A 26,352-nucleotide genomic window follows, 5' to 3' on the forward strand; every position below is an offset into this window, starting at 1 on the left:
TTTACCGAGCCCGCCTTGACCTCTGCTGACTCCCTCCAGATTCAACGCCGTCCTGCGGCTGCCCTCGGCGATTGGCCCGCCGACATGCTGCCGCTGCTTCAGCGTCTGTACGCCGCGCGCGGCGTCACCGATGCGGCGCAGGCGCAGCCGAAGCTGGCGCAGCTGCATCCCCCGGAGCTGATGGGCAGCATGCAGGCGGCCGTGGACCTGCTGGCGGCCGCCATTGCCGCCGATGAGCGCATCCTGGTGGTGGGCGATTTCGACTGCGATGGCGCTACCGCCTGTGCGGTCGGCGTGCGCGGCCTGCGCCTGCTCGGCGCGCGCGACGTGGTGCATGCCGTGCCGAACCGCATGCTGCACGGCTACGGCCTGTCGCCGTCGCTGGTGGCCGAACTGGCACCGCTGCAGCCGGGGCTGCTGGTCACGGTCGACCACGGCATTGCCTGCCATGCCGGCGTGACCGCGGCCAAGGCGCTGGGCTGGAAGGTGCTGGTCACCGATCACCACCTGCCGGGCGAACGGCTGCCCCCAGCCGATGCCATCGTGGACCCCAACATCAACGGCGATGCGTTCCCGAGCAAGGCGCTGGCCGGGGTCGGGGTGATCTTCTATGTATTGATGGCGCTGCGGCGGCACCTGCGCGGGCAGGGCGCCTTTGTCGCAGGTGCGGAGCCAGACCTGCTGACATTGCTGGACCTGGTCGCGGTCGGCACCGTGGCCGATCTTGTCGCACTGGATGCCAACAACCGGGCACTGGTCTCTGCCGGCCTGCGGAGGCTGCGTGCGGGGCAGGGCTGCGTTGGTCTGCAGGCCCTGATCGAAGCCAGTGGTCGCGACCCGGCGCGCCTGAGCGCAACCGATATCGGCTTCGCCCTCGGCCCCCGCCTGAACGCAGCCGGCCGGCTGGAAGACATGGCGCTGGGCATCCAACTGCTGCTCACCGAAGACCGAAGCCAGGCGCGCGAGATCGCGCAGGCGCTGGAGCAGATCAACGCCGAACGGCGTGCCGTGCAGCAGCTGATGACCGATGACGCCGAACGGGCGGTATCCCGCGCGGTGTTGACGGCCGAAGGCGAGCGCCCGATCGCGGCCTGCCTGTTCGACGCGGAATGGCATCCGGGCGTGGTAGGCCTGGTCGCTTCAAAGATGAAGGATCGGCTGCACCGGCCGGTCATTGCGTTTGCGCCTTCCGCGCCCGGCAGCGATTCACTGCGCGGCTCGGCGCGCTCCATCGCCGGCTTCCACATCCGTGATGCGTTGGCGCTGGTCAATGCGGCCCACCCGGGCCTGATCGACAAGTTCGGTGGCCACGCGATGGCGGCCGGCCTGAGCCTGCCGTATGCGCGGTTTCAGGAATTCCAGCGGGCGTTCGTGTCCGTGGTTGAAGCGAGCATGGATCCGGCCGCGCTGCAGCAACTGCTGATGAGTGATGGCGAGCTCGCCCCGGCCGAGCTGGACTTCCCGCATGCCGAAGCGCTGCGCCTGGCCGGCCCGTGGGGGCAGGGCTTCCCGGAGCCGCTGTTCGATGGCCAGTTCCAGGTGGCGCGCTGGCAGGTGCTGAAAGAGAAACACCTCAAGCTGAGCCTGCGCGTGCCCGGCCGGGCCGAGCCGATCAACGCCATCCACTTCAGCGGCTGGCGTGGCAACGCCCCGGCCAACACCGTGCATATCGCCTACCGGCTGGTCAGCGACGATTACCGGGGCGGCGGTGCGATCCAGCTGATCATCGAGCACTGCGCCGACGTGTAGAGGTCATGAACCCTGCTGCATGTCTTCGGTTGGGTCCAAACGCCGGGTCCATAACGAGCGCCACGTTTATGCGGCTTCGGATGCTTGTGCCGCGCTGCGCGCGGTAGCCACGCAGCGCGTGGCTCTACGAACCGTTACGTGCGCAGGACGATCCGGATGGATGCCGGAAGGAGGTAGGGGGGGGCGAATTCGAGGTGCGATGAAAGACCCTGGAGGCCGGCCAACGGCCGGCGCTACCGGGGGCATAACCCGGCGGCGACACGCCGCCGGACGTGGACGACATACCGCGATGCACAGCGCGAGCGGGTAGCGCCGGCCGTTGGCCGGCCCGCAGCAGGCCATGCCGCAGTGGGGGCCGTCGGGCCGCCGGCCCCCAAACATGAACAGGCGTCCCTGCGTTACAATTCCGGTCTTGTCCCAAGCCTTCATGACCGCCGATATGATCGAGCTCAATCCCGTGCGCCAGCGAATCACCGATCTCACCGATCGCGTGCTCTCGCTCAGGGGGTATCTTTGACTACGACGCCAAGAAAGAGCGTCTGGAAGAAGTAACCCGGGAACTGGAAAACCCCGATATCTGGAACAACGCCGAGTACGCCCAGGCCCTGGGCCGCGAGCGTTCCAGCCTGGAAAAGACGGTGGGCGGCATCGCCACCATCCTCGATGGGCTGGCCGAATCCGGCGAGCTGCTGGAACTGGCTGAAAGCGAACAGGACGAAGATACCGCCCTGGCCGTGGTCGCCGACCTGGACAAGTACCAGAAGCACGTCGAGCAGTTGGAATTCCAGCGCATGTTCTCGGGCAAGATGGACAACGCCCCGGCGTTCGTCGACATCCAGGCCGGCGCCGGTGGTACCGAAGCACAGGACTGGGCCGAAATCCTGCTGCGCATGTACCTGCGCTGGTGCGAATCGCGCGGCTGGAAGACCGAGCTGATGGAAGTGTCCGGTGGCGACGTTGCCGGCATCAAGTCGGCCACGCTGCGCGTGGAAGGCGATTACGCCTATGGCTGGCTGAAGACCGAAACCGGCGTGCACCGCCTGGTGCGCAAATCGCCGTTCGATTCGGACAACCGCCGCCATACCAGCTTCACCTCGGTGTTCGTGTCGCCGGAAGTCGATAACAACATTGAAATCGACATCAACCCGGCCGACCTGCGTACCGACGTGTACCGTTCGTCCGGCGCCGGTGGCCAGCACGTCAACAAGACCGAATCGGCGGTGCGCATCACGCACATCCCGACCAATACGGTCGTGGCCTGCCAGACCGGCCGCAGCCAGCACCAGAACCGCGACAACGCGATGAAGATGCTGGCCGCCAAGCTGTATGAGCTGGAAATCCAGAAGCGCAACGCCGAACGCGATGCTGTGGAAGCCACCAAGTCCGACATCGGCTGGGGCAGCCAGATCCGCAACTACGTGCTCGACCAGAGCCGTATCAAGGACCTGCGCACCGGTATCGAACGCTCTGACACGCAGAAGGTGCTCGACGGCGACCTCGACGAGTTCGTCGAGGCCAGCCTGAAGTCGGGCCTGGAAGTCGGTTCCAAACGTCTCGACGCCTGACGGCCGGGCCGCCGCGCGCGGTCCGATCCGCTCCACCCCCGGCACGCCCCGGGTTTCGTATTCCCCGTCCATATTCCCCAGACATAGACCCACGCCATGAACGATCAGATCCCCGCGCCGCAGCCCCCCGTCGACGAGAACAGCCTCATCGCCGAGCGCCGCGCGAAACTGACCGCGCTGCGTGGGCAGGGCATCGCCTACCCGAACGATTTCCGTCGTGAGGATTTTGCCGGCACCCTGCAGGGCGAATTCGCCGACGCCGAACAGTGGACCGCCGAGGCGCTGGAAGCCACCGACCGCCAGGTCAGGATGGCTGGCCGGCTGATGGCCAAGCGGGTGATGGGCAAGGCCAGCTTCGCCCAGATCCAGGACGAATCCGGCCGTATCCAGCTGTTCCTGCAGGGCAGCACGCTGGGCGATGCCTACACCGCCTTCAAAGGCTGGGACGTGGGCGACATCATCGCCGTCGAAGGCGGGCTGACCCGGACCAGGACCGGCGAGCTGTCGGTCAAGGCCAGCAGCATCCGCCTGCTGACCAAGTCGCTGCGCCCGCTGCCGGACAAGTGGCACGGCCTGGCGGACGTGGAGCAGCGTTACCGCCAGCGCTATGTTGACCTGATCGTGACCCCGGAGTCGCGCGAGGTGTTCATCAAGCGCTCGCGGATCATCCGTGCCATGCGCGCCTGGCTGGACAACCGCGACTTCCTGGAAGTCGAAACGCCGATGATGCATTACATCCCCGGCGGCGCCACGGCCAAGCCGTTCACCACCCACCATAACGCGCTGGACCTGGACCTGTACCTGCGGGTGGCCCCGGAGCTGTACCTCAAGCGCCTGGTCGTGGGTGGCCTGGAGCGCGTGTACGAGATCAACCGCAACTTCCGCAATGAAGGCGTCAGCACCCGGCACAACCCGGAATTCACCATGATGGAGCTGTACGAGGCCTACGCCACGTACAACGAAGTGATGGACCTGACCGAAGGCGTGATCCGTGACGTGGCCAGCAAGGTGCTGGGCACCACCACCCTGGAGTGGGACGGCGCCACCATCGACCTGGCCCCGGCGTTCCGCCGCTGGCGCATGGACGAGGCGGTGCGTCACCACAACCCGGACATCAGCCTGGCCGACTGCACCGACCGCGAGGCGCTGCTGCGCCATTGCGAGCGCCTGAAGATCCGGGTCAAGCCGTCCTACGGCTGGGGCAAGCTGCTGCTGGAGATCTTCGAAGCCACCGTCGAGCACACCCTGGTGCAGCCGACCTTCATCACCGACCACCCGGTCGAGGTCTCGCCGCTGGCCCGGGCCAATGACGACCAGCCGGGCTACACCGACCGCTTCGAGCTGTTCATCAACGGCAAGGAGCTGGCCAACGGCTTCTCCGAGCTGAACGACCCCGAAGACCAGGCGGCACGCTTCCAGGCCCAGGTCACGGCCAAGGAAGGTGGGGACGACGAGGCCATGCACTACGATGCCGACTATATCCGTGCGCTGGAGTACGGTATGGCGCCGACCGGCGGCCTGGGCATCGGCATCGACCGTCTGGTGATGCTGCTCACCGGCAGCAGCTCGATCCGTGATGTGCTGCTGTTCCCCTACATGCGTCCCGAAAACTGAGACGCAGGTCCGGATGCCCCCCGAGGCCGTTGCGGCGGGCTTCCGCTGCGGTGGCCGGACGCGTATGGTTTGCCCGTGGCCCTGGGTGGCGCAATGCGCGCTGGCCACGGAGCATGAGGATGGGACGGAGCATGCGTGACAGGCGCATCACACTGTGACCACGATCATGAACTGGGGAATCGTGACCGGAGGTGGTCCCATGCAAGGTGCCGGTATGCAGAGCAGCGGAGTATCCTTACTGGAGCATGTTCCAGTGTGGTCCAGGAAGTCGACGGAAGCAGCCTTGAATATTGTCATCGTTGACGATCAGACGTCCGCGCGCACGATGCTGCGGCATGTCATCGAGGACATCGCGCCCGAACTGAGCGTGCATGATTTCGGCGACCCACTCACCGCCCTGGCCTGGTGCGAATCGCACGGGGTGGACCTGCTTCTGCTGGATTACCGCATGCCGGAAATGGACGGGTTGGAGTTCGCCCGCCGCTTCCGCCGCCTGCCCAAGCACCGCGACATTCCGGTGATCCTGATCACGGTGGTGGGCGACGAGCCGATCCGCCAGGCCGCGCTGGAAGCCGGGGTGATCGACTTCCTGGTCAAGCCGATCCGCCCGCGTGAACTGCGCGCCCGCTGCTACAACCTGCTGCAGCTGCGCCAACAGTCCGAAAATGTGAAGCAACGCGCGTTGTCGCTGGAACAGCGGCTGCTGGCCAGCATGCACGAGGTCGAAGAGCGCGAGCGCGAGACGCTGTCGCGGCTGGCACGCGCGATCGAGTTCCGTGATGCCGGCACCAGTGCCTACCTCGAGCGCATGGCGCACGTGGCCGGGCTGATCGCCGAGCAGCTCGGGCTGCCCGAAGAAGAAGTGAAACTGATCGAGATGGCCGCGCCCCTGCACGACATGGGCAAGATCGCCATTCCCGATTCCGTGCTGCTCAAGCAGGGCAAACTCAACGACGAGGAGCTGGCGATCATGCGCCGGCACCCGCGTATTGGTTACGAACTGCTCAGTGGCAGCCAGAACCGTTTCATCCAGGTGGGCGCATTGATCGCGCTGCGCCACCACGAACGTTATGACGGCAGTGGGTACCCCGACGGTCTGGTCGGTGAAGCCATCCCGCTGGAAGCGCGGATCGTGGCCGTCGCCGATGTCTTCGATGCCCTGATCTCGCCGCGCCCATACAAGGAAGCATGGACGATGGAAGCCACCTTGGCCTACCTGTACGCACAACGCGGACGCCTGTTCGACCCGCGCTGCGTGGACGCGCTGCTGCGCGGCCGCGTACAGCTCGACGATATCTGCGCGCAGCATTCCACTGCGTCCTCCCGCCCTGGGATGTGACATGGCCGGTCTGTTCCAGGTGGTGAAACAGCGGCTCGGCGCGCTCCCCGGCCTTGCGCTGCTCAAGCACCGGCTGGGCAACCGCCCCGACAGCGAGCATGGCCAGGCGATCGTCCGCATCGTCCTGATCGTGTTGATCCTGGGCTACGTGATGATGCCGGGCGTGCGCAACGACCTGCCGCATCATCAGTACCAGGTGGTGCTGGGCATCGTGCTGACCGGTCTTACCCTGTCGGTGCTGCTGTTTGCGTGGCTGCTGGCGCGCCCGGGCCGTTCGGACCCGCGCCGGGTGGCCGGCATGCTGGCCGATTACGGGCTGATCGCTGCCGGCATGGTGCAGATGGGTGAGCCGCTTGCCTGGGTCTACATCGTGGTGATGTGGGTGACGGTCGGCAACGGCATGCGCTACGGCAACAAATACCTGTACACCGCCGTGGGCATGGCGCTGGTCAGCTTCGGGGTGACGGTGCTGGCCACCGGTTACTGGCAGGCCAATGCGCGGCTGGGCTTCGGCCTGTGGCTGGGCCTGGCGGCGGTGCCGCTGTACTTCGCCACGCTGCTGCGGCAGTTGACCCGCGCCATGGACGAGGCACGCCGCGCCAGCGAGGCCAAGAGCCGCTTCCTGGCCAACATGAGCCATGAATTCCGCACCCCGTTGAACGGGCTCTCGGGCATGACCGAAGTGCTGGCCACCACCACGCTGGACGAAGAGCAGCGCGAGTGCGTCAACACCATCCAGGCTTCTTCACGCAGCCTGCTCGCGCTGGTGGAGGAGGTGCTGGACATCTCGGCCATCGAAGCGGGCAAGCTGCGGGTGGTGGCCGAAGACTTCGCACTGGATGACGTGATCCAGTCGATCGGCCTGATCCTGATGCCGCAGGCGAAGCTCAAGCGGCTGGACTACCAGGTCAAGGTCGCTGCAGGGGTTCCCAGACTGCTGCGGGGTGACCTCGGCCACCTGCGCCAGATCCTGCTGAACCTGGCCGGCAATGCGGTCAAGTTCACCGAGCACGGCAAGGTGGAGATACGCGTTTCGCAGCTGCGCGAGGAGGGCCAGGGCCAGGTCCGGCTGCGCTTCGACATCCTCGACAGCGGTATCGGCGTCGTTGCCGACATGCAGCCGCGCCTGTTCCAGGCCTTCGAGCAGGCCGACGTCAGCCTGGGCCGCCGCCACGAAGGCAGTGGTCTGGGTACCTCGATTTCGCGCGGGCTGGTGGAAGCCATGGGCGGCCAGATCGGCTATGCCGAGAACCCGCCGCAGGGCAGCTGCTTCTGGTTCGAGCTGCCGTTCGCGCTGCCGCCCGTAGTCGCCGGGGAGTTCACCCCGGCCGTGCTGGGCGAGCGCGCGCCGGGTGTCGCGGACAACGTGATCGCCTTTGCCGACCCGTTCCTGCGCCATCGCGCGCGGGTGCGCAGCATGAAGGTGCTGGTCGCCGACGACCACCAGGCCAACCGGCTGGTGCTGCAGCGGCTGCTGCAGAAGGCCGGGCACAAGGTGGTGTGCGTCAATGGCGGCGAAGCCGTGCTCGATGCGATGGCCGAGAGCGACTACGACGTGGCCATCGTCGACCTGCACATGCCGGGCATGAGCGGGCTGGACATGCTAAGGGAGCTGCGCGTGCTGCAGGCCGGTGGCGCCCCACGCACGCCGGTGCTGGTGCTCAGCGCCGATGTCACCCCCGAATCGATCCAGCAGTGTACCCAGGCCGGTGCGCACACGTTCTTCGGCAAGCCGGTGGTGCCGGTGAAGCTGCTCGACACGCTGGCCGAGATCGCCGCCAACGATGGCCTGAAGCTGCGTACTGCCGTGGTCCAGCCGCCACCGGTTGCGGTGGGCGTGCTCGACACCGGCGTGCTCGATGAGCTGGCCGCGCTGGGGATGGGGGAGGGTTTCGAACAGGAGTTCATCCGCCAGTGCCTGGCCGACGCCACGCAGTGCGTGGGCGTGGCAATGGAAGCCGGCGAACGCAGCGACTGGGTGCACCTGCGCGAGCAGGCGCACGCCATCAAGGGCGTGGCCAGCAACCTGGGGCTGGTGCGGGTGGCTTACCGGGCCGGTGAGGTGATGCACATGGCCGACTGGCAGCTCAAGAGCGAATGGCGCGAGCGGATGAAGCTGATCCGCACGGCGGTGAAGGAAGGCAGGCAGGCGCTGGAAGAACGCAGGCATCCCGGCGCCTCATCCAGCGACGACGGCGGCATCGACATGCGTTGATGCCGCCCCGTTTCCCCCTGGCCGGCGCTGGCGCAGTTACGCCGCATCGAACTGCGCACGACGGGTCTGCGCCTTGATCAGCCGGTCCATGGTGCGCAGCGACTTGTCCTCCAGGGCCAGCGCCGAATCCACCCAGATCCTGGTGATTTCCAGCAGCTCGTCGTAGCCCACCGCCTGGGCCAGGTTGCGCGCGGCGTTCATGGCCAGGTAGCTGCGCGGGGTGCGCTGCTGCTGGTGGATCAGCTCTTCGGTGGCCTTGACGCCGTGGCCCTTGGGCACCAGTACGTCGACCACGCCCATGGCATACATCTCTTCGGAGGAGTAGACGCGGCCTTCGAGGATGATCTTCTCGGCCAGTTGTGGGGCCACGCGGCGGCACAGGAACGAGTACGCCCCCATGCCCGGGAACAGCCCGAACAGCACCTCGGGCAGGCCCATGCCGCAGCCTTCCTCGGCAATGATGGTGTGGCAGGCCAGCGCCATTTCCAGGCCGCCACCGAGTGCGTCGCCCTGGATCAGCGCGATCGAACGCACATCCCCACCGAAGCCGGTGTGCAGGTGGTGCACGCCTTCCACGCAGCGCTGGGCATAGGCGAGCAGGCGGTCGCGGTTGCCTTCGCGGATCAGCTGGGCGAACAGCGTCAGGTCGCCACCCAGGTTGTAGGCGGTGGCGTCGGAGGCCAGCACGAAGTGGCGCAGCCGGCCACTGTTGCGCTCGGCCGGCGACAGCGTGATCCTGCTCATCACGCTCCACATTTCATCCAGCATGTCCTTGCGGCAACAGGGGCGGATGCCGGTGGCGGCATCGGCGTGCATGAAGAGCCAATGGGCGGCGTCGTCGGGAGTCGATTCGGTGCGGATGGTCGTGTAGCCGCGGGAATACGGAAGCTTTTCGATGGATTGCATGGTGATTGCCTCGGCGGGTTGGCCTGCAGGGAGGACGGTGGGCGGCAGGCCGGACGGGTCCACACGCCGCGATCCTACACCGCCAACCCGGGCCGGAATGCAAACGTTGTAGACCTTGCCCATTGGGGCCCGAAACCCAAGCCAAAATCTCGTTCATCCTTACGCCGCAAGCGTATCCAGCGGTTCACACCGCGCTGCGCGGCCAAGGGTGATGGCGACGGATCAACCTAGGAATTCGACGAATCTGCCGGCCCGGCGGAATTGTCCCGGGCGCCCCACATCACCGCGCGATGATGCGCTCGAATATCGCTTGCATGGCCCGGTAGTCGAGTCGTACGCCACCAAGGTTTGCCTCGATCCATTCACCCGGGTCGATGTCCGACCAGTCCAGCGCATGACCCGCACTGAGCGCCAGCTGCTCGAACAGAATGCGTTGAACGCGCCCGTTTCCCTCGCGGAACGGGTGGATCATGTTGGGCTCGCAATAATGCTCAGCCAGCTTTCCACACATGGCGTCAGGATCCAGGCCTTGCAGCCAGCGGTCTCGCGCCATGGCATCAAAGCAACGTCGTGCCTCGGCTTCGATTCGGCCATGGGTACAGAAGCGCGTGCTTCCCTTGGAAATATCGACGTTTCGTAGTTCGCCGGCCCAGTCATAAAGGTCTGCGAACAGCGTCCGATGAACGGCCTGGAGGGACTGCAGGCTGTACGGCGGCGGTAAATACTCGACGATTCGATGGGTGAGGGCAGTTATGTCGCGCTCTGCAGCTTCCACGTCGTCGAGCTGGGTAATGCCCAGCTTATTCTTCAGGGCGCCAGAGTTGCCAAGGCAGTACCGGACGCCTGCATCGTCGTACCGGTCCATCTCAGCGCTTTCGATACCTGTTGAGGACAGTCTGCAGGGATTCCGCCGGCTTCGCCTTTCGCATGTCTATGCCCTCAAGTCGGGAGCTGTGCTGAAAGTTGCGTGTGCGGCTGGCTTGAAACCTGGCGGCAGGGTCACGGGCGGCGGCGACGAGCTGGATAACGGCATGGGCGAGTGCGGCGTCGTAATTGACGAGTGGTCCTTTGACTGACGTCGCGCTCATCAGAACGGTGGACAGCTTGCTTCTTACCGCTTCTGAGGCCGGGTAAGGGGCAGTGGAGCGAATCGACGGATCGCTCTTGATTGTCGTTTGGATATCGCTGACCAACGCGTAAAGAGCATCCCAGCTGCGCGTCGCAACTGTCAGTCCGAGTGCCGCGCTCAGTGACGCTTTAAGCACGTTGAAGTGTCCCAGCATTCTCAGCTCAGACGGTGTGTCGACCGACAGGAAGTCTGCGACCGTTGGCGAGGGGGAAGCAGTTGGGTTCATGTCACGTGCTCCTGCAGGGGTCAGGACGCCACCGACAAGTGAGGCGGCCGTGCCCGCGGGGAACATCGCTGGCATGCCCTCATTATACCGTCCACGCAGGAGGCAGAAAGCAGAACGCCCGCGAGTCTGACCTCGCGGGCGTTCCGGTGTTGCATGTGGCTGGCCGTTACGCCGCCGGTGCGTCGCGCAGTTCGCGGCGCAGAATCTTGCCGACGTTGGTCTTCGGCAGTTCCTTGCGGAATTCGACGATTTTCGGGTGCTTGTAGCCGGTCAGGTTGGCGCGGGCGTGTTCCTTGACCATCTCGGCGGTCAGGTTCGGGTCCTTCTTGACGATCACCACTTTGACCACTTCGCCGGATTTTTCATCCGGTACGCCCACGGCGGCCACTTCCAGCACGCCGGGCATCATCGCGATGACGTCTTCGACTTCGTTCGGGTACACGTTGAAGCCGGACACCAGGATCATGTCCTTCTTGCGGTCCACGATGTAGAAGAAGCCGTGCTCGTCCATGCGCGCCATGTCGCCGGTATGCAGCCAGCCCTCCGCGTCGATCGCCGCGGCGGTGTCTTCCGGGCGCTGCCAGTAGCCCTTCATCACCTGCGGGCCGCGGATGCACAGTTCGCCGACGTCGCCAGCGGGCAGGGTGACGCCATTGTCGTCCTTCACGCAGGCGTCGGTGGACGGAATCGGCAGGCCGATCGCGCCGTTGTACTCGGCCAGGGTGAGCGGGTTGATGCAGGCTGCCGGCGAAGTCTCGGTCAGGCCGTAGGCTTCGACCAGGGTAACGCCGGTGGTTTTCTTCCAGCGCTCGGCCACGGCACGCTGCACCGCCATGCCGCCCCCCAGGGTGACCTTCAGCGAGGAGAAATCCACCTCGTCGAAGCCGGGGGTGTTGAGCAGGCCGTTGAACAGCGTGTTGACGCCGGTGATGGCGGTGAAGCGGGTCGCCTTGAGCTCCTTGACGAAGCCCTTCATGTCGCGCGGGTTGGTGATCAGGTGGTTGCAGCCACCGAATTTCATGAAGACCAGGCCGTTCGCCGTCAATGCGAAGATGTGGTACAGCGGCAGGGCGGTGATGATCCACTCCTTGCCCATTTCAATCCCCGACGCGGAGATCCACGCCGAGGCCTGCTGCATGTTGGCGACCAGGTTGCGGTTGGTCAGCATGGCGCCCTTGGCCACGCCGGTGGTGCCGCCGGTGTATTGCAGGAAGGCCACGTCGTCGTGGTCCAGCTCCACCTTCGGCAGGGTGTGGCCGCTGCCCAGCTTCAGCGCCTGGTTGAAGCGGATGGCACCGCGCAGGGTGTAGTTGGGCACCATCTTCTTGATGTACTTCAGCACGAAGTTCACCACCACGCCCTTCAGGCCGAGCATGTCGCCCAGGCCGGTGGTGATGACCTGCTTGATCGGGGTGTCGGCGATGACCTGCTGCACGGTGTCGCCGAAGTTGTCCACGACCACGAGTACCGACGCGCCGGAATCGACCAGCTGGTGCTTGAGCTCGCGGGCGGTGTACAGCGGGTTGACGTTGACCACGGTCAGGCCGGCGCGCAGCACACCGAAGGTGGCCACCGGGTACTGCAGGCAGTTGGGCATCATCAGGGCGACGCGGTCGCCCTTCTTGAGCTGCAGTTCGCCCAGCAGGTAGGCGGCGAACTGTTCGACCAGGGCATCGGTTTCACCGTAGGTGAGCACCTTGCCGAAGCTGGAGTAGGCGGGGCGGTCACGGAACCTGGCCACCGACGTGTCGAATACGGCCGATACCGAATGGAACTCGTTGACGTCGATTTCGGCGGGTACGCCGTTCGGATAGCTCTGCAGCCAGGGACGTTCCAGACTCATTATTCCCCCTCCAGGAAACGTTGATGGTGTGATGCTGACGGAGAGTATCCGTCGTTTCGGTCCCCGGCAGCATACCGGTCCGAATGGAAAACGCGAAGAGCCCGTGAATATCGCGTGCAGGCGACGTGTAGAACGGTGCGGGGTCCGTAAGGAGCCGGCCAGAGGCCGGCTCTACGAAGCGCGGGGGGACCCGGGAGCCGGCCAGAGGCCGGCGCTACCTCGCTGCCAGTTGGCGCAGCACGTACTGGAGCAGGCCGCCGTGCTTGAAGTACTCCACTTCCTTGGGGGTCAGCAGCATCACGTGGGCCTGGAACGTCCTGGCGGTGCCGTCGGCCTTGGAGGCGGTGACGGTGGCGGTCTTGCTGGCGCCATCGGCCAGGCCGGTGATATCGACCGTTTCCGAGCCGTCCAGGCCCAGGCTCTGGGCATTCTCGCCGGCCTGGAACTGCAGCGGCAGCACGCCCATGCCGACCAGGTTGGAGCGGTGGATGCGCTCGAAGCTCTCGGCGATCACCGCCTTCACGCCCAGCAGGTTGGTGCCCTTGGCGGCCCAGTCGCGCGAGGAGCCGGTGCCGTACTCCTTGCCGGCGAACACCACCAGCGGCACGCCCTCGGCCTTGTACAGCATGGCCGCATCGTAGATGGCCAGCTTCTGCGGCGCGCCGCCTGCCTTGGGGAAGTACAGGGTGTTGCCGCCTTCCTCGCCCCCGAACATCAGGTTCTTGATGCGGATGTTGGCGAAGGTGCCGCGCACCATCACATCGTCATTGCCGCGGCGGCTGCCGTAGCTGTTGAAGTCGGCCGGCTGCACGCCGCGTTCCTGCAGGAAGCGGCCTGCCGGTGAATCCTTCTTGATGTTGCCGGCCGGGGAGATGTGGTCGGTGGTGATCGAATCGCCGAACAGGCCCATCACCCGTGCACCATGCACGTCCTCGATGTGGCCGACCTGCATGGTCATGCCCTCGAAGTACGGCGGGTTCTTGATGTAGGTCGAGCTGCCGTCCCAGTCGTACAGGTCGCCGTCGGGCGACTGGATGGTATTCCAGCGGGTGTCGCCCTTGAACACGTCCGCATAGTTCTGCTTGAACATCTCCGGGCCGATGGTGGCGGCGATGACGTCGCCGATTTCCTTGTTGCTCGGCCAGATGTCGCGCAGGTACACCGGCTGGCCATCGTTGCCGGTGCCGAGCGGCTCGGTGGTCAGGTCGATGTCGGTGGTACCAGCGATTGCATAGGCCACCACCAGCGGCGGGCTGGCCAGGTAGTTCATCTTCACTTCGGGGTGCACGCGGCCCTCGAAGTTGCGGTTGCCTGAGAGCACCGAGGTGACCACCAGGTCGCCGCTGGCGATGCCGGCGCTGACTTCGGTGGGCAGTGGGCCGGAATTGCCGATGCAGGTGGTGCAACCGTAGCCGACCACATAGAAACCCACCTTTTCCAGCTCGGTGAGCACGCCAGCCTTCTCAAGATAGTCGGTGACCACGCGCGAGCCTGGGCCGAGCGAGGTCTTCACCCACGGCTTGCGGTCCAGCCCCTTGGCGGCCGCGTTGCGGGCCAGCAGGCCGGCGCCGATCATCACCGCCGGGTTGGAGGTGTTGGTGCAGGAGGTGATGGCGGCGATGACCACCGCACCGTCCTTGAGCCGGAAGCGGGTGCCACCCAGCTCGACATCGGCGTAGCCCTTGGCCAGCTGCTCGTTGCCGACCGCCGCGCCGCCGCCTTCATTGACGAACTTGGACACCTCTTCGTTGCGCTTGTCGCGGTTGGTGGTCAGCCCGCCCAGGTTGTCGCGGTAATTCTGCTTGACGTCCTGCAGCAGCACGCGGTCCTGCGGGCGCTTGGGGCCGGCCAGCGAGGGCTTGACCTCGCCCATGTCCAGTTCCAGGGTTGCGCTGTAGCTGGCGTGCGCGGTCTGCGCGTCGTGCCACAGACCCTGCGCCTTGGCATAGGCTTCCACTAGCGCGATCTGTGCCTCGCTGCGGCCGGACAGGCGAAGGTAGTTCAGCGATTCGTTGTCGACGGGGAAAATGCCGCAGGTCGCGCCGTACTCGGGCGCCATGTTGCCGATGGTGGCGCGGTCGGCCAGGGGCAGGTGCTGCAGGCCTTCGCCGAAGAACTCGACGAACTTGCCGACCACCCCGTGCTTGCGCAGCATCTGGGTGACGGTGAGCACCAGGTCGGTGGCGGTGGCACCTTCGGGCAGGCGCCCGGTGAGCTTGAAGCCGACTACCTGCGGGATCAGCATCGACGAGGGCTGGCCCAGCATGGCCGCCTCGGCCTCGATGCCGCCCACGCCCCAGCCCAGCACGCCGATACCGTTGATCATGGTGGTATGGCTGTCGGTGCCGAACACGGTGTCGGGGTAGGCGATGGTCCTGCCATCCTTGTCCGCGGTCATCACCACGCGCGCCAGGTTTTCCAGGTTCACCTGGTGGACGATGCCGGTATTGGGCGGCACCACCTTGAAGTTGTCGAACGCCTTCTGGCCCCAGCGCAGGAAGCCGTAGCGTTCCTGGTTGCGCTGGAATTCGATCTTGCCGTTGAGGTCCAGCGCATCGGGCGTGCCGAACACATCGACCTGCACCGAATGGTCGATGACCAGTTCGGAGGGGATCTGCGGGTTGATCTGCTCGGGGCGACCGCCGAGCTTGACCACGGCATCGCGCATTGCGGCCAGGTCGACCACGCACGGCACGCCGGTGAAGTCCTGCAGGACCACGCGTGCGGGCATGAAGGCGATTTCGATGTCCGGCTCGGCCTTGGGATCCCAGCGCGCCACCGCTTCGATGTGATCCTTGCCGACGGTGACACCGCCGTCCTCGTGCCGGAGCAGGTTCTCCAGCAGGATCTTCATCGAGTAGGGCAGGTGGGAAATGTCGAACTGCTGTCCGAGCTTGGGCAGGCTGAAGTAGTCGTAGGTGGTGCCGCCGACGTCCAGCTGGCTGCGGGTGGAGAACGAATCGCTCATGCGGGGTGACTCCTCTTGCGGATGGCTTGCAGTGGCCCGTTCGGGCCTGCTTGCGGTTGCCGGTGCGCCGACGGCCCGGCAGTCGGACTGAGTATGAACCATTCAGCCGGACGCGGTCGGTGGCAGGGTTCTCAGGCTACATACAAATATGTATCGCCGATGTCATCGATAAGGCGGATCCTTTGCGCGGTATGGGCCTTGGCTGGCTGAACAACGCTGCAGTGGAAGTATGTCCGGGGAAGTATGTATAATTTGTGCATACTTTGGAGGGCCTACCAATGGAAGCCACCGTTGCAGAACGCGGACAGATCACCTTGCCCAAGGCGGTCCGCGATGCGCTTGGCCTGACCAAGGGCACCCAGTTGAAGGTGGAGCTCGAGGGCAGCCGCATCATCCTGCGCAAGAGCGTGGACGATGCCATTTCGCGTGCCCGTGGCAAGTTCGCGCTGGACGGCTTCGATTCGGCCGAGGCAGCCGTGCGCGCCGTGCGCGACGAGGAATGATCGCCGCATGATCGCCGTCGATTCCCCGGTCCTGATCGAACTGCTAAGCAACGGCCCGCAGGCCGATGCCGTGGAAGCCTGCCTGCGCCAGAGCCTGGTCGGCGGCCGCGTGGTCATCTGCGGGGTGGTGCTGGCCGAGATCTGCACCGCGCTGCGCGGCGGAGCCGAGGTGCAGGAAGCGCTGGAAGAAATGGGTATCCATTTCAGCCCGCTGGAAGCCAAGTCAGCCTTGCGCGCCGGCGAGATGCACCGCCGCCACCGCCAGCGCGGTACCGGCAAGCGCGGCATCGATGATTTCATGGTCGGCGCGCATGCCCTGCTGCAGTGCGACGGCCTGATCACCTGGAACGACAAATTTTACCGCGACTACTTCAAGGGCCTGAAGCTGATCGTGCCGAACGCCTGAGCCCGTTACTCAACCGCCGTATTCAACCGAAGTTTATTCAAAGAATTTCCCGGGAGTTGTCATGTTGGAAGCCTACCGCCACCACGTAGCCGAGCGCGCCGCGCTTGGCATCCCGCCGCTGCCGCTGAGCGCCCAGCAGACGGCCGACGTCATTGAACTGCTGAAGAACCCGCCGGCCGGCGAGGCCGGGTTTCTGCTCGACCTGCTCACCCTCCGCGTTCCCGCCGGCGTCGATGACGCGGCCAAGGTCAAGGCCTCGTACCTGGCCGCCATCGCCTTCGGCAGCGAAACCAACGCGCTGATCCCGCGCGAGCGCGCCACCGAGCTGCTGGGCACCATGCTGGGCGGCTACAACGTCGCACCGCTGGTCCAGCTGCTGGACGATGCCGCCGTCGGTGCGATCGCCGCCACTGCGCTGAAGAACACCCTGCTGGTCTTCGATGCCTTCCACGATGTGCAGGAAAAGGCCAAGGCCGGCAATGCGAACGCCCAGGGCGTGCTGCAGAGCTGGGCCGATGCCGAGTGGTTCACCAGCCGACCGGAAGTGCCGCAGAGCCTGACCATCACCGTGCTCAAGGTGACCGGCGAAACCAACACCGACGACCTGTCGCCGGCCCCGGACGCCACCACCCGCCCGGACATCCCGCTGCACGCGCTGGCGATGCTGAAGAACAAGCGCGATGGCATCGAGCCGGAAGAAGACGGCAAGCGTGGCCCGGTCAAGTTCATCGAGTCGTTGAAGGACAAGGGCCACCTGGTGGCCTACGTGGGCGACGTGGTCGGTACCGGTTCGAGCCGCAAGTCGGCCACCAACTCGGTGCTGTGGTTCACCGGCGAAGACATTCCGTTCATTCCGAACAAGCGTTTCGGTGGCGTGTGCCTGGGTTCGAAGATTGCCCCGATCTTCTACAACACCATGGAAGACGCCGGCGCGCTGCCGATCGAGCTGGACGTGTCGCAGATGAACATGGGCGACGTGGTCGAACTGCGTCCCTATGACGGCAAGGCCCTGAAGGATGGCCAGGTCATCGCCGAGTTCCAGGTGAAGTCCGACGTGCTGTTCGACGAAGTGCGCGCCGGTGGCCGCATTCCGCTGATCATCGGCCGTGGCCTGACCGCCAAGGCGCGCGAAGCGCTGGGCCTGGCCCCGACCGACCTGTTCCGCCTGCCGATGGACCCGCCGGACACCGGCAAGGGCTTCTCGCTGGCGCAGAAGATGGTCGGCCGCGCCTGTGGCCTGCCGGAAGGCCAGGGCATGCGTCCGGGCACCTACTGCGAACCGAAGATGACCTCGGTGGGCTCGCAGGACACCACTGGCCCGATGACCCGCGACGAGTTGAAGGACCTGGCGTGCCTGGGCTTCTCGGCCGACCTGGTGATGCAGTCGTTCTGCCACACTGCCGCGTACCCGAAGCCGGTGGACGTCAAGACCCACCACACGCTGCCGGAATTCATCTCCACCCGTGGCGGCGTCTCGCTGCGCCCGGGCGACGGCGTGATCCACAGCTGGCTCAACCGCATGTTGCTGCCCGACACCGTGGGCACCGGCGGCGATTCGCACACCCGTTTCCCGGTGGGTATTTCGTTCCCGGCCGGTTCGGGCCTGGTCGCCTTCGCCGCTGCCACCGGCGTGATGCCGCTGGACATGCCCGAATCGGTGTTGGTCCGCTTCAAGGGCCAGATGCAGCCGGGCGTGACCCTGCGTGACCTGGTCAACGCGATCCCGCTGTATGCGATCAAGTCGGGCCTGCTGACCGTGGCCAAGGCCGGCAAGAAGAACATCTTCTCCGGCCGCATCCTGGAAATCGAAGGTCTGCCGGACCTGAAGGTCGAGCAGGCATTCGAACTGTCCGATGCCTCGGCCGAACGTTCGGCGGCCGGTTGCTCGGTGCACCTGAACAAGGAGCCGATCATCGAGTACCTCACCAGCAACATCACGCTGCTGAAGTGGATGATCGCCGAGGGTTACCAGGACGCGCGTTCGCTGGCGCGCCGCATTGAGAAGATGGAAGCCTGGCTGGCCAACCCGGAGCTGCTGCAGCCGGATGCCGACGCCGAGTACGCCGCCGTCATCGAGATCGACCTGGCCGACATCCACGAGCCGATCGTGGCCTGCCCGAACGATCCGGACGACGTCAAGACGCTGTCGGACGTGGCCGGTGCGGCCATCGATGAAGTCTTCATCGGTTCGTGCATGACCAACATCGGTCACTTCCGTGCGGCGGCGAAGCTGCTGGAAGGCAAGCGCGACATCCCGACCAAGCTGTGGGTGGCCCCGCCGACCAAGATGGATGCCTCGGAGCTGACCAAGGAAGGCCACTACGGCACCTTCGGCACCGCTGGTGCGCGCATGGAAATGCCGGGCTGCTCGCTGTGCATGGGCAACCAGGCACAGGTGCGCGAGGGCGCAACGGTGTTCTCGACCTCGACCCGCAACTTCCCGAATCGGCTGGGCCGCAACTCAAACGTGTACCTGGGTTCGGCCGAACTGGCCGCGATCTGCTCGCGTCTGGGTCGCATCCCGACCAGGGAAGAGTACATGGCCGACATCGGCGTGCTGGATGCCAGCAGCAAGGAGATCTACCGTTACATGAACTTCGACCAGATCGAGGACTACCAGGACGTGGCCAACACGGTCGCTGCCTGAGTGATGCCGGGCGCTGCCCGGCAACGGTAGCCACCGACCGTTGGTCGGTGGACGTTTGAACAAAACCCCCGGTGAAAACCGGGGGTTTTTGTTTGCTCACCCGTTGGTGATGTATCCGTGTCTTATCGCGTTCGCCAACAATTCGTAGCGCCGACCGTTGGTCGGCGACCGCGCGAAGCGCGGCGCAAGCATCCGAAGCCACGGCAATGCGGCGCGGATGACATCACCGACGCTGACATGCGTCCGAAGCCGCCTGTCCGGTGTGCATGGCGCCGGAACGGAGAGCCGTTTTTCGTTTCGGGTCATGCGTTACCGGGCGTCGAGCCGTTATCGGCAGTCGTTTGGGAACCGCCCCTACCGCCGCCACGCGATCCAGGTGCCAGTTTCCGACGTCATCCACGCGCTGGGTATCGGAACGGCCATGCGTTGTCGGCGTCGTTGCTGCGTTCTGCGCACACCGCGCGAAAGGTTTCCACGAACGCCTGCTGCAGGCGGGTCGGGTGCCAGTCTGCGCGGGTGGTCAGGCCAATGCGGCGACGCAGTTCGTCGCCGGCGCTGCCGATTTCGCATAGAAGTCCGGCGCGGCGTTCAATCAAGAACTGGTCGCGTGACATCAGGGTGAGCCAGTCGTCTTCCAGCAGCAGGCCGCGGGTGATCAGCACCGAGCCGCATTCGATACGCAGGCGAGGAGGTTCGTGGCCATGCTGGCGGAACATGCGCTCCCAGCGTGCCCGTACCGGGGCGCCGGTGGCGGCGATTACCCACGGGAACGCCAGAAGCCGGTCGAAGTCGAGCGGGTCGCTGCCGGCCAGCGGGTGCCCGCTGCGCGCGACGATCACCGGGTCATCATCGAACAGGCCTTCCTGCGCGACATCGCGAACGGGCAAGGTATCGCGCATCGCACCGATCAACAGGTCCAGGCTGCCTGCGCGCAGATCGCCCAGTAGTTCTGCGTAGGGCCCTTCAATCACGTTGACGGATGCACCTGGATGCGCACGGGCGAAGCGAGCCAGCACCTGCGGCAGCAGGATCGCGCGCGCCAGCGGCATCACGCCGAGCGTGACCTTGCCGCCCTGTTCGGAGCGCAGCAGGGCCACTTCGTCCAGGCCTGCCGCCAGTTCGGACAGGGCCAGGCGCACCAGCCGCAGCATGCGCGTGGCGGCCGGGGTGGTCTGCACGGTCTTGCCGTGGCGTTCGGTGAGCGGGGTTCCAATCGCGGTGCCCAGCTCGTGCACGGCGCGGTAGATCGCCGGCTGCGAGATGCCGGCGCGGGTGGCGGCCAGGGTGAAACTGCCGGCGTCGTCCACCGCCACCAAGGCGCGCAGTTGCCCCAAAGTGACCCGCCGCTCCACTGCGTGCAATGCGGGCAAGCGCTGTGCACGCCGTGCCACCCGCACACCATCGGCGATGTACCCCAGTGCGCGCTCGATGCGCGGCACCAGCAGTTCAGTCGCTTCAGTGGGCGCCATGCCGCCGGGTTGGCGGTCGAACAGCGGCGCATCCAGTTGGCTCTCCAGCCGGGCAATGGCCTGGGTCAACGCTGGCTGGGACAGATTCACATGCGGTGCGGCGGCGCTGATGCCGCCGTGGTGGTGCACCGCGACCAGTGCATGCAGATGCTTCAGGTTCAGTTCGAAGGACCGGTTCATGCATCAACTATAACCAAACTCAATGGGTGTTACGGAAATCGATCTTGAGGGGGTCGGCGTTCGCGGACAAGACTGCATCATCGTCATTGAAGGATGGATGGATGTCCCGCGTCGTCACCCACGTCGAACGTGCCGTTGCCGGTGCGATCCAAACCCTGGCCCAGGCCGGCGTTGCCACCGCGCACGAGGCCCAGGGACGCAGCGGCCTGCTGCACCCGCGCCTGCGCCCGATCTACAGTGGCGCGCGCATTGCAGGCAGCGCCATCACCGTCTCGGTGCCGCCCGGCGACAACTGGATGATGCATGTGGCCATCGAGCAGTTGCGCGAGGGCGACGTGCTGGTGGTGGCACCGACCAGCGACTGCACCGACGGTTATTTCGGCGACCTGCTGGCCACCTCGGCGCAGGTGCGCGGCTGCCGCGGGCTGGTGATCGATGCCGGCGTGCGCGATGTGCGCGACCTGACCGCGATGGGCTTTCCGGTCTGGAGCCGGGCGATCCACGCACAGGGCACCGTCAAGGAGACGCTGGGCTCGGTGAACGTACCGGTGGTCTGCGGCGGTGCGCTGGTACACCCCGGCGACGTGGTGATCGCCGACGATGACGGCATCTGCATCGTGCCGCGTGCCGATGCCGCACGCGTGGCCGCCGAATCGCAGGCGCGCGAGGCGCGCGAGGCCGAGAAGCGCGAACGGCTGGCCAAGGGCGAGTTGGGCCTGGATATCTACGCGATGCGCGAACGCCTCGCGGCCAGGGGCCTGCGCTATGAGTAAGGGCGTGCCCGCGATGTGGATGCGCGGTGGCACGTCCAAAGGCGGATATTTCCTGGCCACCGACCTGCCTGCCGACGCGGCCGCGCGCGATGCATTCCTGCTGCGCGCCTACGGCTCGCCAGACCCGCGCCAGATCGACGGCATGGGCGGTGCCGATCCGCTGACCTCCAAAGTCGCGGTGGTATCGCGCAGCAACCGCGTCGACGCCGACGTGGACTACCTGTTTCTGCAGGTGTTCGTCGACCAGGCCGTGGTGAGCGATGCGCAGAACTGCGGCAATCTGCTGGCCGGGGTCGGCCCGTTCGCCATCGAGCGTGGGCTGGTGCAATCCACCGGGGAGAGCACCGACGTGCGCATCTTCATGGTGAACACCGGCACGGTGGCCACCGCCAACATACTGACCCCCGGCGGCCAGGTGCGTTACGACGGCACGGCCAGGATCGACGGCGTGCCGGGCACGGCCGCGCCGATTCCGCTGACCTTTGCCGACATTGCCGGTTCGAGCTGCGGCGCGCTGCTGCCTACGGGCAACGCGCGCGATGTGATCGACGGGGTGGACGTCACCCTGATCGACAACGGCATGCCGTGCGTGGTGCTGCGCGCCCGCGATATGGGCGTGAGTGGCTACGAAGACCGCGCCACGCTGGATGCCGATGACGCGCTGAAGGCACGCCTGGAGGCGATCCGCCTGCAGGCCGGCCCGCGGATGAACCTCGGCGATGTCACCGCGCAGTCGGTGCCGAAGATGATGCTGGTGGCGGCGCCGCGCGACGGTGGCGCGATCTGCGTGCGTTCGTTCATTCCGCACCGCTGCCACGCCTCGATCGGGGTGCTCGGCGCGGTCACCGTGGCAACGGCGTGCCTGCTGCCTGATTCACCGGCCAGCGCACTGGCGGTGGTGCCCGACGGCAGGCGACTGCAGCTGGACATCGAACACCCCAGCGGCAGCACCGGCTGTGTGCTGGAGCGGGATGCGCAGGGGCAGGTGGCCGCTGCGGCCATCCTGCGTACCGCCCGAAAGCTGTTCGACGGCGTGCTGTTCGACTGAATACGCGCGACGTCTCTATTCTTGTGACCTGGGAGGGTTGTTATGACTGTTGTCGAGAAGCGGCAGGGCCGCTTCGGCGTCTTTGGCCAATTGTGGTTCCAGGTGTTGGCCGGCACCATCATCGGCGTCGTGCTGGGGTGGCTGCAGCCGGACTGGGGTTCGGCGATGAAGCCGTTCGGCGATGCCTTCATCAAGCTGATCCGCATGATGATCGGGCCGATCATCTTCGTGACGGTGGTGCACGGCATCGCCGGCATGCGCGACATGCGCAGCGTGGGCCGGCTTGCGCTCAAGTCGTTGATCTACTTCGAGGTGATCACCATCCTGGCGCTCATCGTCGGGTTGGTCGCGGTGGACCTGTGGCAGCCCGGCGCCGGCATGAACATCGACCCGGCCACCATCGACATGGCCAGCATCCAGGGCTATGTGCATACCGCGCACGACCAGTCGATCGTGTCCTACATCATGGCGATCATCCCCAACACGCTGGTCAGTGCGTTCACTGAAGCGCATGTGCTGCAGGTGCTGTTCGTGGCGGTGCTGTTCGGCGTGGCACTGGCCTCCATCGGTGAGCGCGGCGCGCCGGTGATGAAGGTCATCGAAGGCACCTCGGCGGCGCTGTTCAAGATCATCGGCTTTGTCATGTACTTCGCCCCGATCGGTGCGTTCGGGGCGATCGCCTTCACCGTCGGCCAGTTCGGCGCGGGCTCGCTGCTGTCGCTGGGCGAGCTGATCATCGAGTTCTTCGTGGTCTGCGCGGCGTTCACGGTATTCGTGCTCGGCGCGGTGTGCTGGTGGACCGGTGCCAGCCTGTGGCGGTTGCTGGCCTACCTGCGCGATGAAATCGTGATCGTGGCCGCCACCACCTCCACCGAAACGGTGTTGCCGCGCCTGATCGAGAAGATGAAGAAGCTGGGTTGCGAAGAAGGCGTGGTCGGTTTCGTGGTTCCGGCCGGCTACTCATTCAACCTGGATGGCACCTGCCTGTACCTGACCACGGTGGCGCTGTTCCTGGCCCAGGCGACCAATACCGAGCTGACCGTGTGGCACCAGCTGGGCCTGATCGCGGTGCTGCTGCTGACCTCCAAAGGCGCTGCGGGCGTGGCCGGGGCCGCGTTCGTGGTGCTGGCGGCCACGCTGGGTACCACCGGCACCATCCCGGTGGCCAGCATCGCGCTGATCCTGGGCATCCACCGCATCCTGGCCGAGGGCCTGACCTTCGTGAACCTGGTCGGCAACGCGATCGCGGTGCTGGTGATCGCCAAGTGGGAAGGCAAGCTGGATGAAAAGGTGATGGCCGAGCAGATCGGCACCCGCCGCACCCGCCTGCGCCACCTCGGCGTCCGCGAAGCCTGACCGACGCGCCGCAGGCGAGCTGCGGCGCCCATTGACCATGCATTGAACCCGGTGCCCACGGCGCCGGGGAGGGAGACATCATGTCCATCATCCAACGCTCCACACTGGCGCTGCTGCTGAGCGCCGCCCTGGCCGCTCCTGCCGCCGCCGAAGGCACCCTGCCCAAGGGCGTCGATCTGACCCTGGATTTCGTCGGCAACGTGGCCTCCAACCCGGTTGGCGGAGTGGAGCAGGGCACCGAGGGATCCTACTGGATCATGGCGCAGTCGAAGTTCGACCTGGACGCGCTGTTCGGAGTGCACAACACCGACGTCGACGCGCAGTGGGCCTGGTTCGCCGGGCGCAACCTGGCGCGCGAGAAGATCGGCAATTCGATCAGCGCGCAGCAGACCTGGCGGCCAGTGGCTGGCGGTCGCCTGACCCGACTCACCGTGCGCCACCGGTTCGACAACGGGTTGAGCATCACCGCCGGCCGCGCGCCGGTGAACAGCTATTTCAACAATTCGGCACTCAACTGCGTGTTCATGAGCAACGCGATGTGCCTCACGCCCTATGGTGCGATCACCGACCTGGGTATCACCGCGTACCCGAACTCGTCCTGGGCCGGGATCCTGCGCTACGACGTGAACGATCGCTGGTATGTGCAGGGCGGGGCGTTCGATTACAACAACGAGCTGAACAAGGCCGGCAAGAACGGGCTGGATTTCTCGGTCGGCGAAGGCACCGGCACCATCACGGCCTATGAGGCCGGCTACCAGACCACCTTCGCCAATGACCGACTGCCGCGTACCTACCGTGTGGGCATGTACCGCAACAGCGATGGCGGCAAGAGCTCCTACTTCGATGCCAACGGCAACTCGGCCGCGCTCACCGGCAGGCCCACTGCGATGCAGGACGGCGCGCGCATGGGCTGGTACGCGATGGCCGACCAGACCGTGTGGCGCGGTGAGGGCAAGCGCAACCTGGCCCTGTTCGCCCGTGCGTATATCAACACCGGCAACGAGGCGCCCGTCGACCAGTTCCTCGCTGCAGGGTTCGTCAAGACCGGCACCTTCGCCGGGCGCGACCAGGACACCCTGGCAATGTTTGTCTCCAACACGCATTTCAGCGACGAGCAGATCGCCTTCCTGCGCGACCGGCGCGCCCGCAACGGCGGCAGTGGTGCGCCCAATGCCGACGAGATCATCGCCGAGCTCAGCTACGGCTGGGCCGTGCACAGGGGCATCCGGCTGATGCCCAACCTGCAGTATGTGATCAATCCGGATCCGATCTACGCACCCACCCGTACCACCGACATTCCCGATGCACTGATCGTCGGGCTGCGCGTGGACGTCCACTTCGCCCAGCTGTTCGGCTGGTAACTCCTCCCCCACGAGGCCCCTGCATGATCATCGATTGCCACGGTCACTACACGACCGCTCCCGCCAGCCACGATGCCTTCCGCAAGGCGCAGGTGGCGCACTTCAACGACCCGTCGCTGCCGAAGCCGGTCTACCCGGACATCAGCGACGACGAACTGCGCCAGAGCGTGGAAGGCAACCAGTTGCGGCTGCTGCGCGAGCGCGGCGCGGATATGACCATCTTTTCGCCACGGGCCAGCACCATGGCGCACCACGTGGGCAATGAGGCGGTCAGCGCCGAATGGACCCGCCGCTGCAATGACCTGATCGCGCGCGTGGTCGGGCTGTACCCGGACACCTTCATCGGCGTCTGCCAGCTGCCGCAGTCGCCCGGAGTGCCCATCGCGAACTCGATCGCCGAGCTGGAGCGCTGCGTCAACGAACTGGGGTTCGTGGGCTGCAATCTCAATCCGGATCCCTCGGGCGGGCACTGGACCGGGCTGCCGCTGACCGACCGCGCCTGGTACCCGTTCTTCGAGAAGATGGTGGAGCTGGACGTGCCGGCCATGGTGCATGTGTCGGGCAGCTGCAATGCCAATTTCCACGCCACCGGGGCGCATTACCTCAACGCCGACACCACCGCGTTCATGCAGTTCCTGCAGGGCGACCTGTTCCGTGACTTCCCGGACCTGCGTTTCATCATTCCGCACGGCGGCGGCGCGGTGCCGTACCACTGGGGCCGCTTCCGCGGCCTGGCCGACATGCTGGGCAAGCCGTCGCTGAACGAGCACGTGATGAAGAATGTGTTCTTCGATACCTGCGTTTACCATCAACCCGGTATCGACCTGCTGTTCAAGGTGATCGACATCGACAACATCCTGTTTGGTTCGGAAATGGTGGGCGCGGTGCGTGGCATCGACCCGGAGACCGGGCAGTACTTCGACGACACCCTGCGCTACGTGGAGGCGCTGGGGTTGTCGGCCGCCGACCGCGCGAAGGTCCTGGAGGGCAACGCGCGCCGGGTCTACCCACGACTGGACGCCCAGCTGAAGGCGAGGGGGCTGTAATGGCGGATT

19 protein-coding genes are annotated in these 26,352 nt (G+C 65.8%); 13 read left to right on the top strand and 6 right to left on the bottom strand.

Going from position 1 to position 26,352, the window contains the following annotated elements:
• The first annotated feature begins 84 nt into the window (after window positions 1-84).
• From recJ to J7J08_RS12035, 5 genes are all read left to right on the top strand, one after another.
• A complete protein-coding gene (gene recJ, locus J7J08_RS12015; RefSeq protein WP_251006608.1) occupies window positions 85-1,749 on the top strand; it encodes a single-stranded-DNA-specific exonuclease RecJ in 1,665 nt (554 codons plus the stop codon).
• Between the two features lie 439 nt (window positions 1,750-2,188).
• Window positions 2,189-3,314 (top strand): peptide chain release factor 2 gene (gene prfB / locus J7J08_RS12020; protein WP_214905834.1). Its coding sequence is split into 2 segments (ribosomal slippage): window positions 2,189-2,263 and window positions 2,265-3,314, totalling 1,125 coding nucleotides; the frame shifts between segments, so codons are not numbered across the junction.
• Window positions 3,315-3,410: 96 nt separating this feature from the next.
• Window positions 3,411-4,928: a lysine--tRNA ligase gene (lysS, locus tag J7J08_RS12025; RefSeq protein ID WP_214905755.1), complete on the top strand. Its 1,518-nt coding sequence runs from the start codon at window positions 3,411-3,413 to the stop codon at window positions 4,926-4,928.
• 199 nt (window positions 4,929-5,127) lie between these two features.
• Window positions 5,128-6,267 (top strand): two-component system response regulator, encoded by a 1,140-nt coding sequence (locus tag J7J08_RS12030; protein WP_214905758.1) that lies wholly within the window; start codon window positions 5,128-5,130, stop codon window positions 6,265-6,267.
• Window position 6,268: 1 nt separating this feature from the next.
• A complete protein-coding gene (locus J7J08_RS12035) occupies window positions 6,269-8,482 on the top strand; it encodes an ATP-binding protein (protein ID WP_214905761.1) in 2,214 nt (737 codons plus the stop codon).
• Between the two features lie 36 nt (window positions 8,483-8,518).
• Here the strand turns inward: J7J08_RS12035 and J7J08_RS12040 are convergent, their stop codons facing one another.
• The 5 genes from J7J08_RS12040 to acnA all read right to left on the bottom strand — a co-directional run bounded on the left by J7J08_RS12040 (window position 8,519) and on the right by acnA (window position 15,554).
• Window positions 8,519-9,388, bottom strand: coding sequence for a crotonase/enoyl-CoA hydratase family protein (locus tag J7J08_RS12040; protein ID WP_214905764.1), 870 nt, complete (start codon window positions 9,386-9,388; stop codon window positions 8,519-8,521).
• A 280-nt stretch (window positions 9,389-9,668) separates the two neighbouring features.
• Complete coding sequence (locus tag J7J08_RS12045) at window positions 9,669-10,253, bottom strand: Fic family protein (protein WP_214905768.1); 585 nt, start codon at window positions 10,251-10,253, stop codon at window positions 9,669-9,671.
• 1 nt (window position 10,254) lies between these two features.
• Window positions 10,255-10,743, bottom strand: coding sequence for a YhfG family protein (locus tag J7J08_RS12050; RefSeq protein ID WP_214905771.1), 489 nt, complete (start codon window positions 10,741-10,743; stop codon window positions 10,255-10,257).
• Between the two features lie 166 nt (window positions 10,744-10,909).
• Window positions 10,910-12,586, bottom strand: coding sequence for a long-chain fatty acid--CoA ligase (locus tag J7J08_RS12055; RefSeq protein WP_214905774.1), 1,677 nt, complete (start codon window positions 12,584-12,586; stop codon window positions 10,910-10,912).
• Between the two features lie 214 nt (window positions 12,587-12,800).
• Window positions 12,801-15,554: an aconitate hydratase AcnA gene (gene acnA / locus J7J08_RS12060; RefSeq protein WP_214905777.1), complete on the bottom strand. Its 2,754-nt coding sequence runs from the start codon at window positions 15,552-15,554 to the stop codon at window positions 12,801-12,803.
• A 278-nt stretch (window positions 15,555-15,832) separates the two neighbouring features.
• On the opposite strand from acnA, the gene J7J08_RS12065 reads away from it, so the two are divergent.
• The 3 genes from J7J08_RS12065 to acnB all read left to right on the top strand — a co-directional run bounded on the left by J7J08_RS12065 (window position 15,833) and on the right by acnB (window position 19,110).
• Window positions 15,833-16,057 carry an AbrB/MazE/SpoVT family DNA-binding domain-containing protein gene (locus J7J08_RS12065; RefSeq protein WP_019182937.1) on the top strand — a complete coding sequence of 75 codons (225 nt, stop codon included), beginning with the start codon at window positions 15,833-15,835 and terminating at the stop codon, window positions 16,055-16,057.
• A 7-nt stretch (window positions 16,058-16,064) separates the two neighbouring features.
• A complete protein-coding gene (locus tag J7J08_RS12070; protein WP_214905779.1) occupies window positions 16,065-16,463 on the top strand; it encodes a type II toxin-antitoxin system VapC family toxin in 399 nt (132 codons plus the stop codon).
• Between the two features lie 61 nt (window positions 16,464-16,524).
• Window positions 16,525-19,110, top strand: a complete 2,586-nt coding sequence (acnB, locus tag J7J08_RS12075; protein ID WP_214905781.1) for a bifunctional aconitate hydratase 2/2-methylisocitrate dehydratase — start codon at window positions 16,525-16,527, stop codon at window positions 19,108-19,110.
• A gap of 392 nt (window positions 19,111-19,502) precedes the next feature.
• On the opposite strand, the gene J7J08_RS12080 is transcribed toward acnB, so the two are convergent.
• Window positions 19,503-20,759 (bottom strand): LysR family transcriptional regulator, encoded by a 1,257-nt coding sequence (locus tag J7J08_RS12080; protein WP_214905783.1) that lies wholly within the window; start codon window positions 20,757-20,759, stop codon window positions 19,503-19,505.
• A gap of 101 nt (window positions 20,760-20,860) precedes the next feature.
• Here J7J08_RS12080 and J7J08_RS12085 point away from each other — a divergent pair, with 101 nt between their 5' ends.
• The 5 genes from J7J08_RS12085 (at window position 20,861) to J7J08_RS12105 (ending at window position 26,343) form a co-directional block, all read left to right on the top strand.
• Window positions 20,861-21,532 (top strand): 4-carboxy-4-hydroxy-2-oxoadipate aldolase/oxaloacetate decarboxylase, encoded by a 672-nt coding sequence (locus tag J7J08_RS12085; RefSeq protein WP_214905785.1) that lies wholly within the window; start codon window positions 20,861-20,863, stop codon window positions 21,530-21,532.
• Window positions 21,525-22,580, top strand: coding sequence for a 4-oxalomesaconate tautomerase (locus J7J08_RS12090; RefSeq protein ID WP_214905787.1), 1,056 nt, complete (start codon window positions 21,525-21,527; stop codon window positions 22,578-22,580). The genes J7J08_RS12085 and J7J08_RS12090 overlap by 8 nt, the downstream gene beginning before the upstream one ends.
• Window positions 22,581-22,622: 42 nt before the next feature.
• Window positions 22,623-23,936: a C4-dicarboxylate transporter DctA gene (gene dctA, locus J7J08_RS12095; RefSeq protein ID WP_214905790.1), complete on the top strand. Its 1,314-nt coding sequence runs from the start codon at window positions 22,623-22,625 to the stop codon at window positions 23,934-23,936.
• Between the two features lie 80 nt (window positions 23,937-24,016).
• Window positions 24,017-25,297 carry a carbohydrate porin gene (locus tag J7J08_RS12100; protein ID WP_214905793.1) on the top strand — a complete coding sequence of 427 codons (1,281 nt, stop codon included), beginning with the start codon at window positions 24,017-24,019 and terminating at the stop codon, window positions 25,295-25,297.
• 23 nt (window positions 25,298-25,320) lie between these two features.
• Window positions 25,321-26,343 (top strand): amidohydrolase family protein, encoded by a 1,023-nt coding sequence (locus tag J7J08_RS12105; protein ID WP_214905796.1) that lies wholly within the window; start codon window positions 25,321-25,323, stop codon window positions 26,341-26,343.
• Window positions 26,344-26,352 lie beyond the last annotated feature (9 nt).

The organism is Stenotrophomonas sp. ISL-67 (assembly GCF_018612915.1).
Taxonomy (GTDB): Bacteria; Pseudomonadota; Gammaproteobacteria; order Xanthomonadales; family Xanthomonadaceae; genus Stenotrophomonas.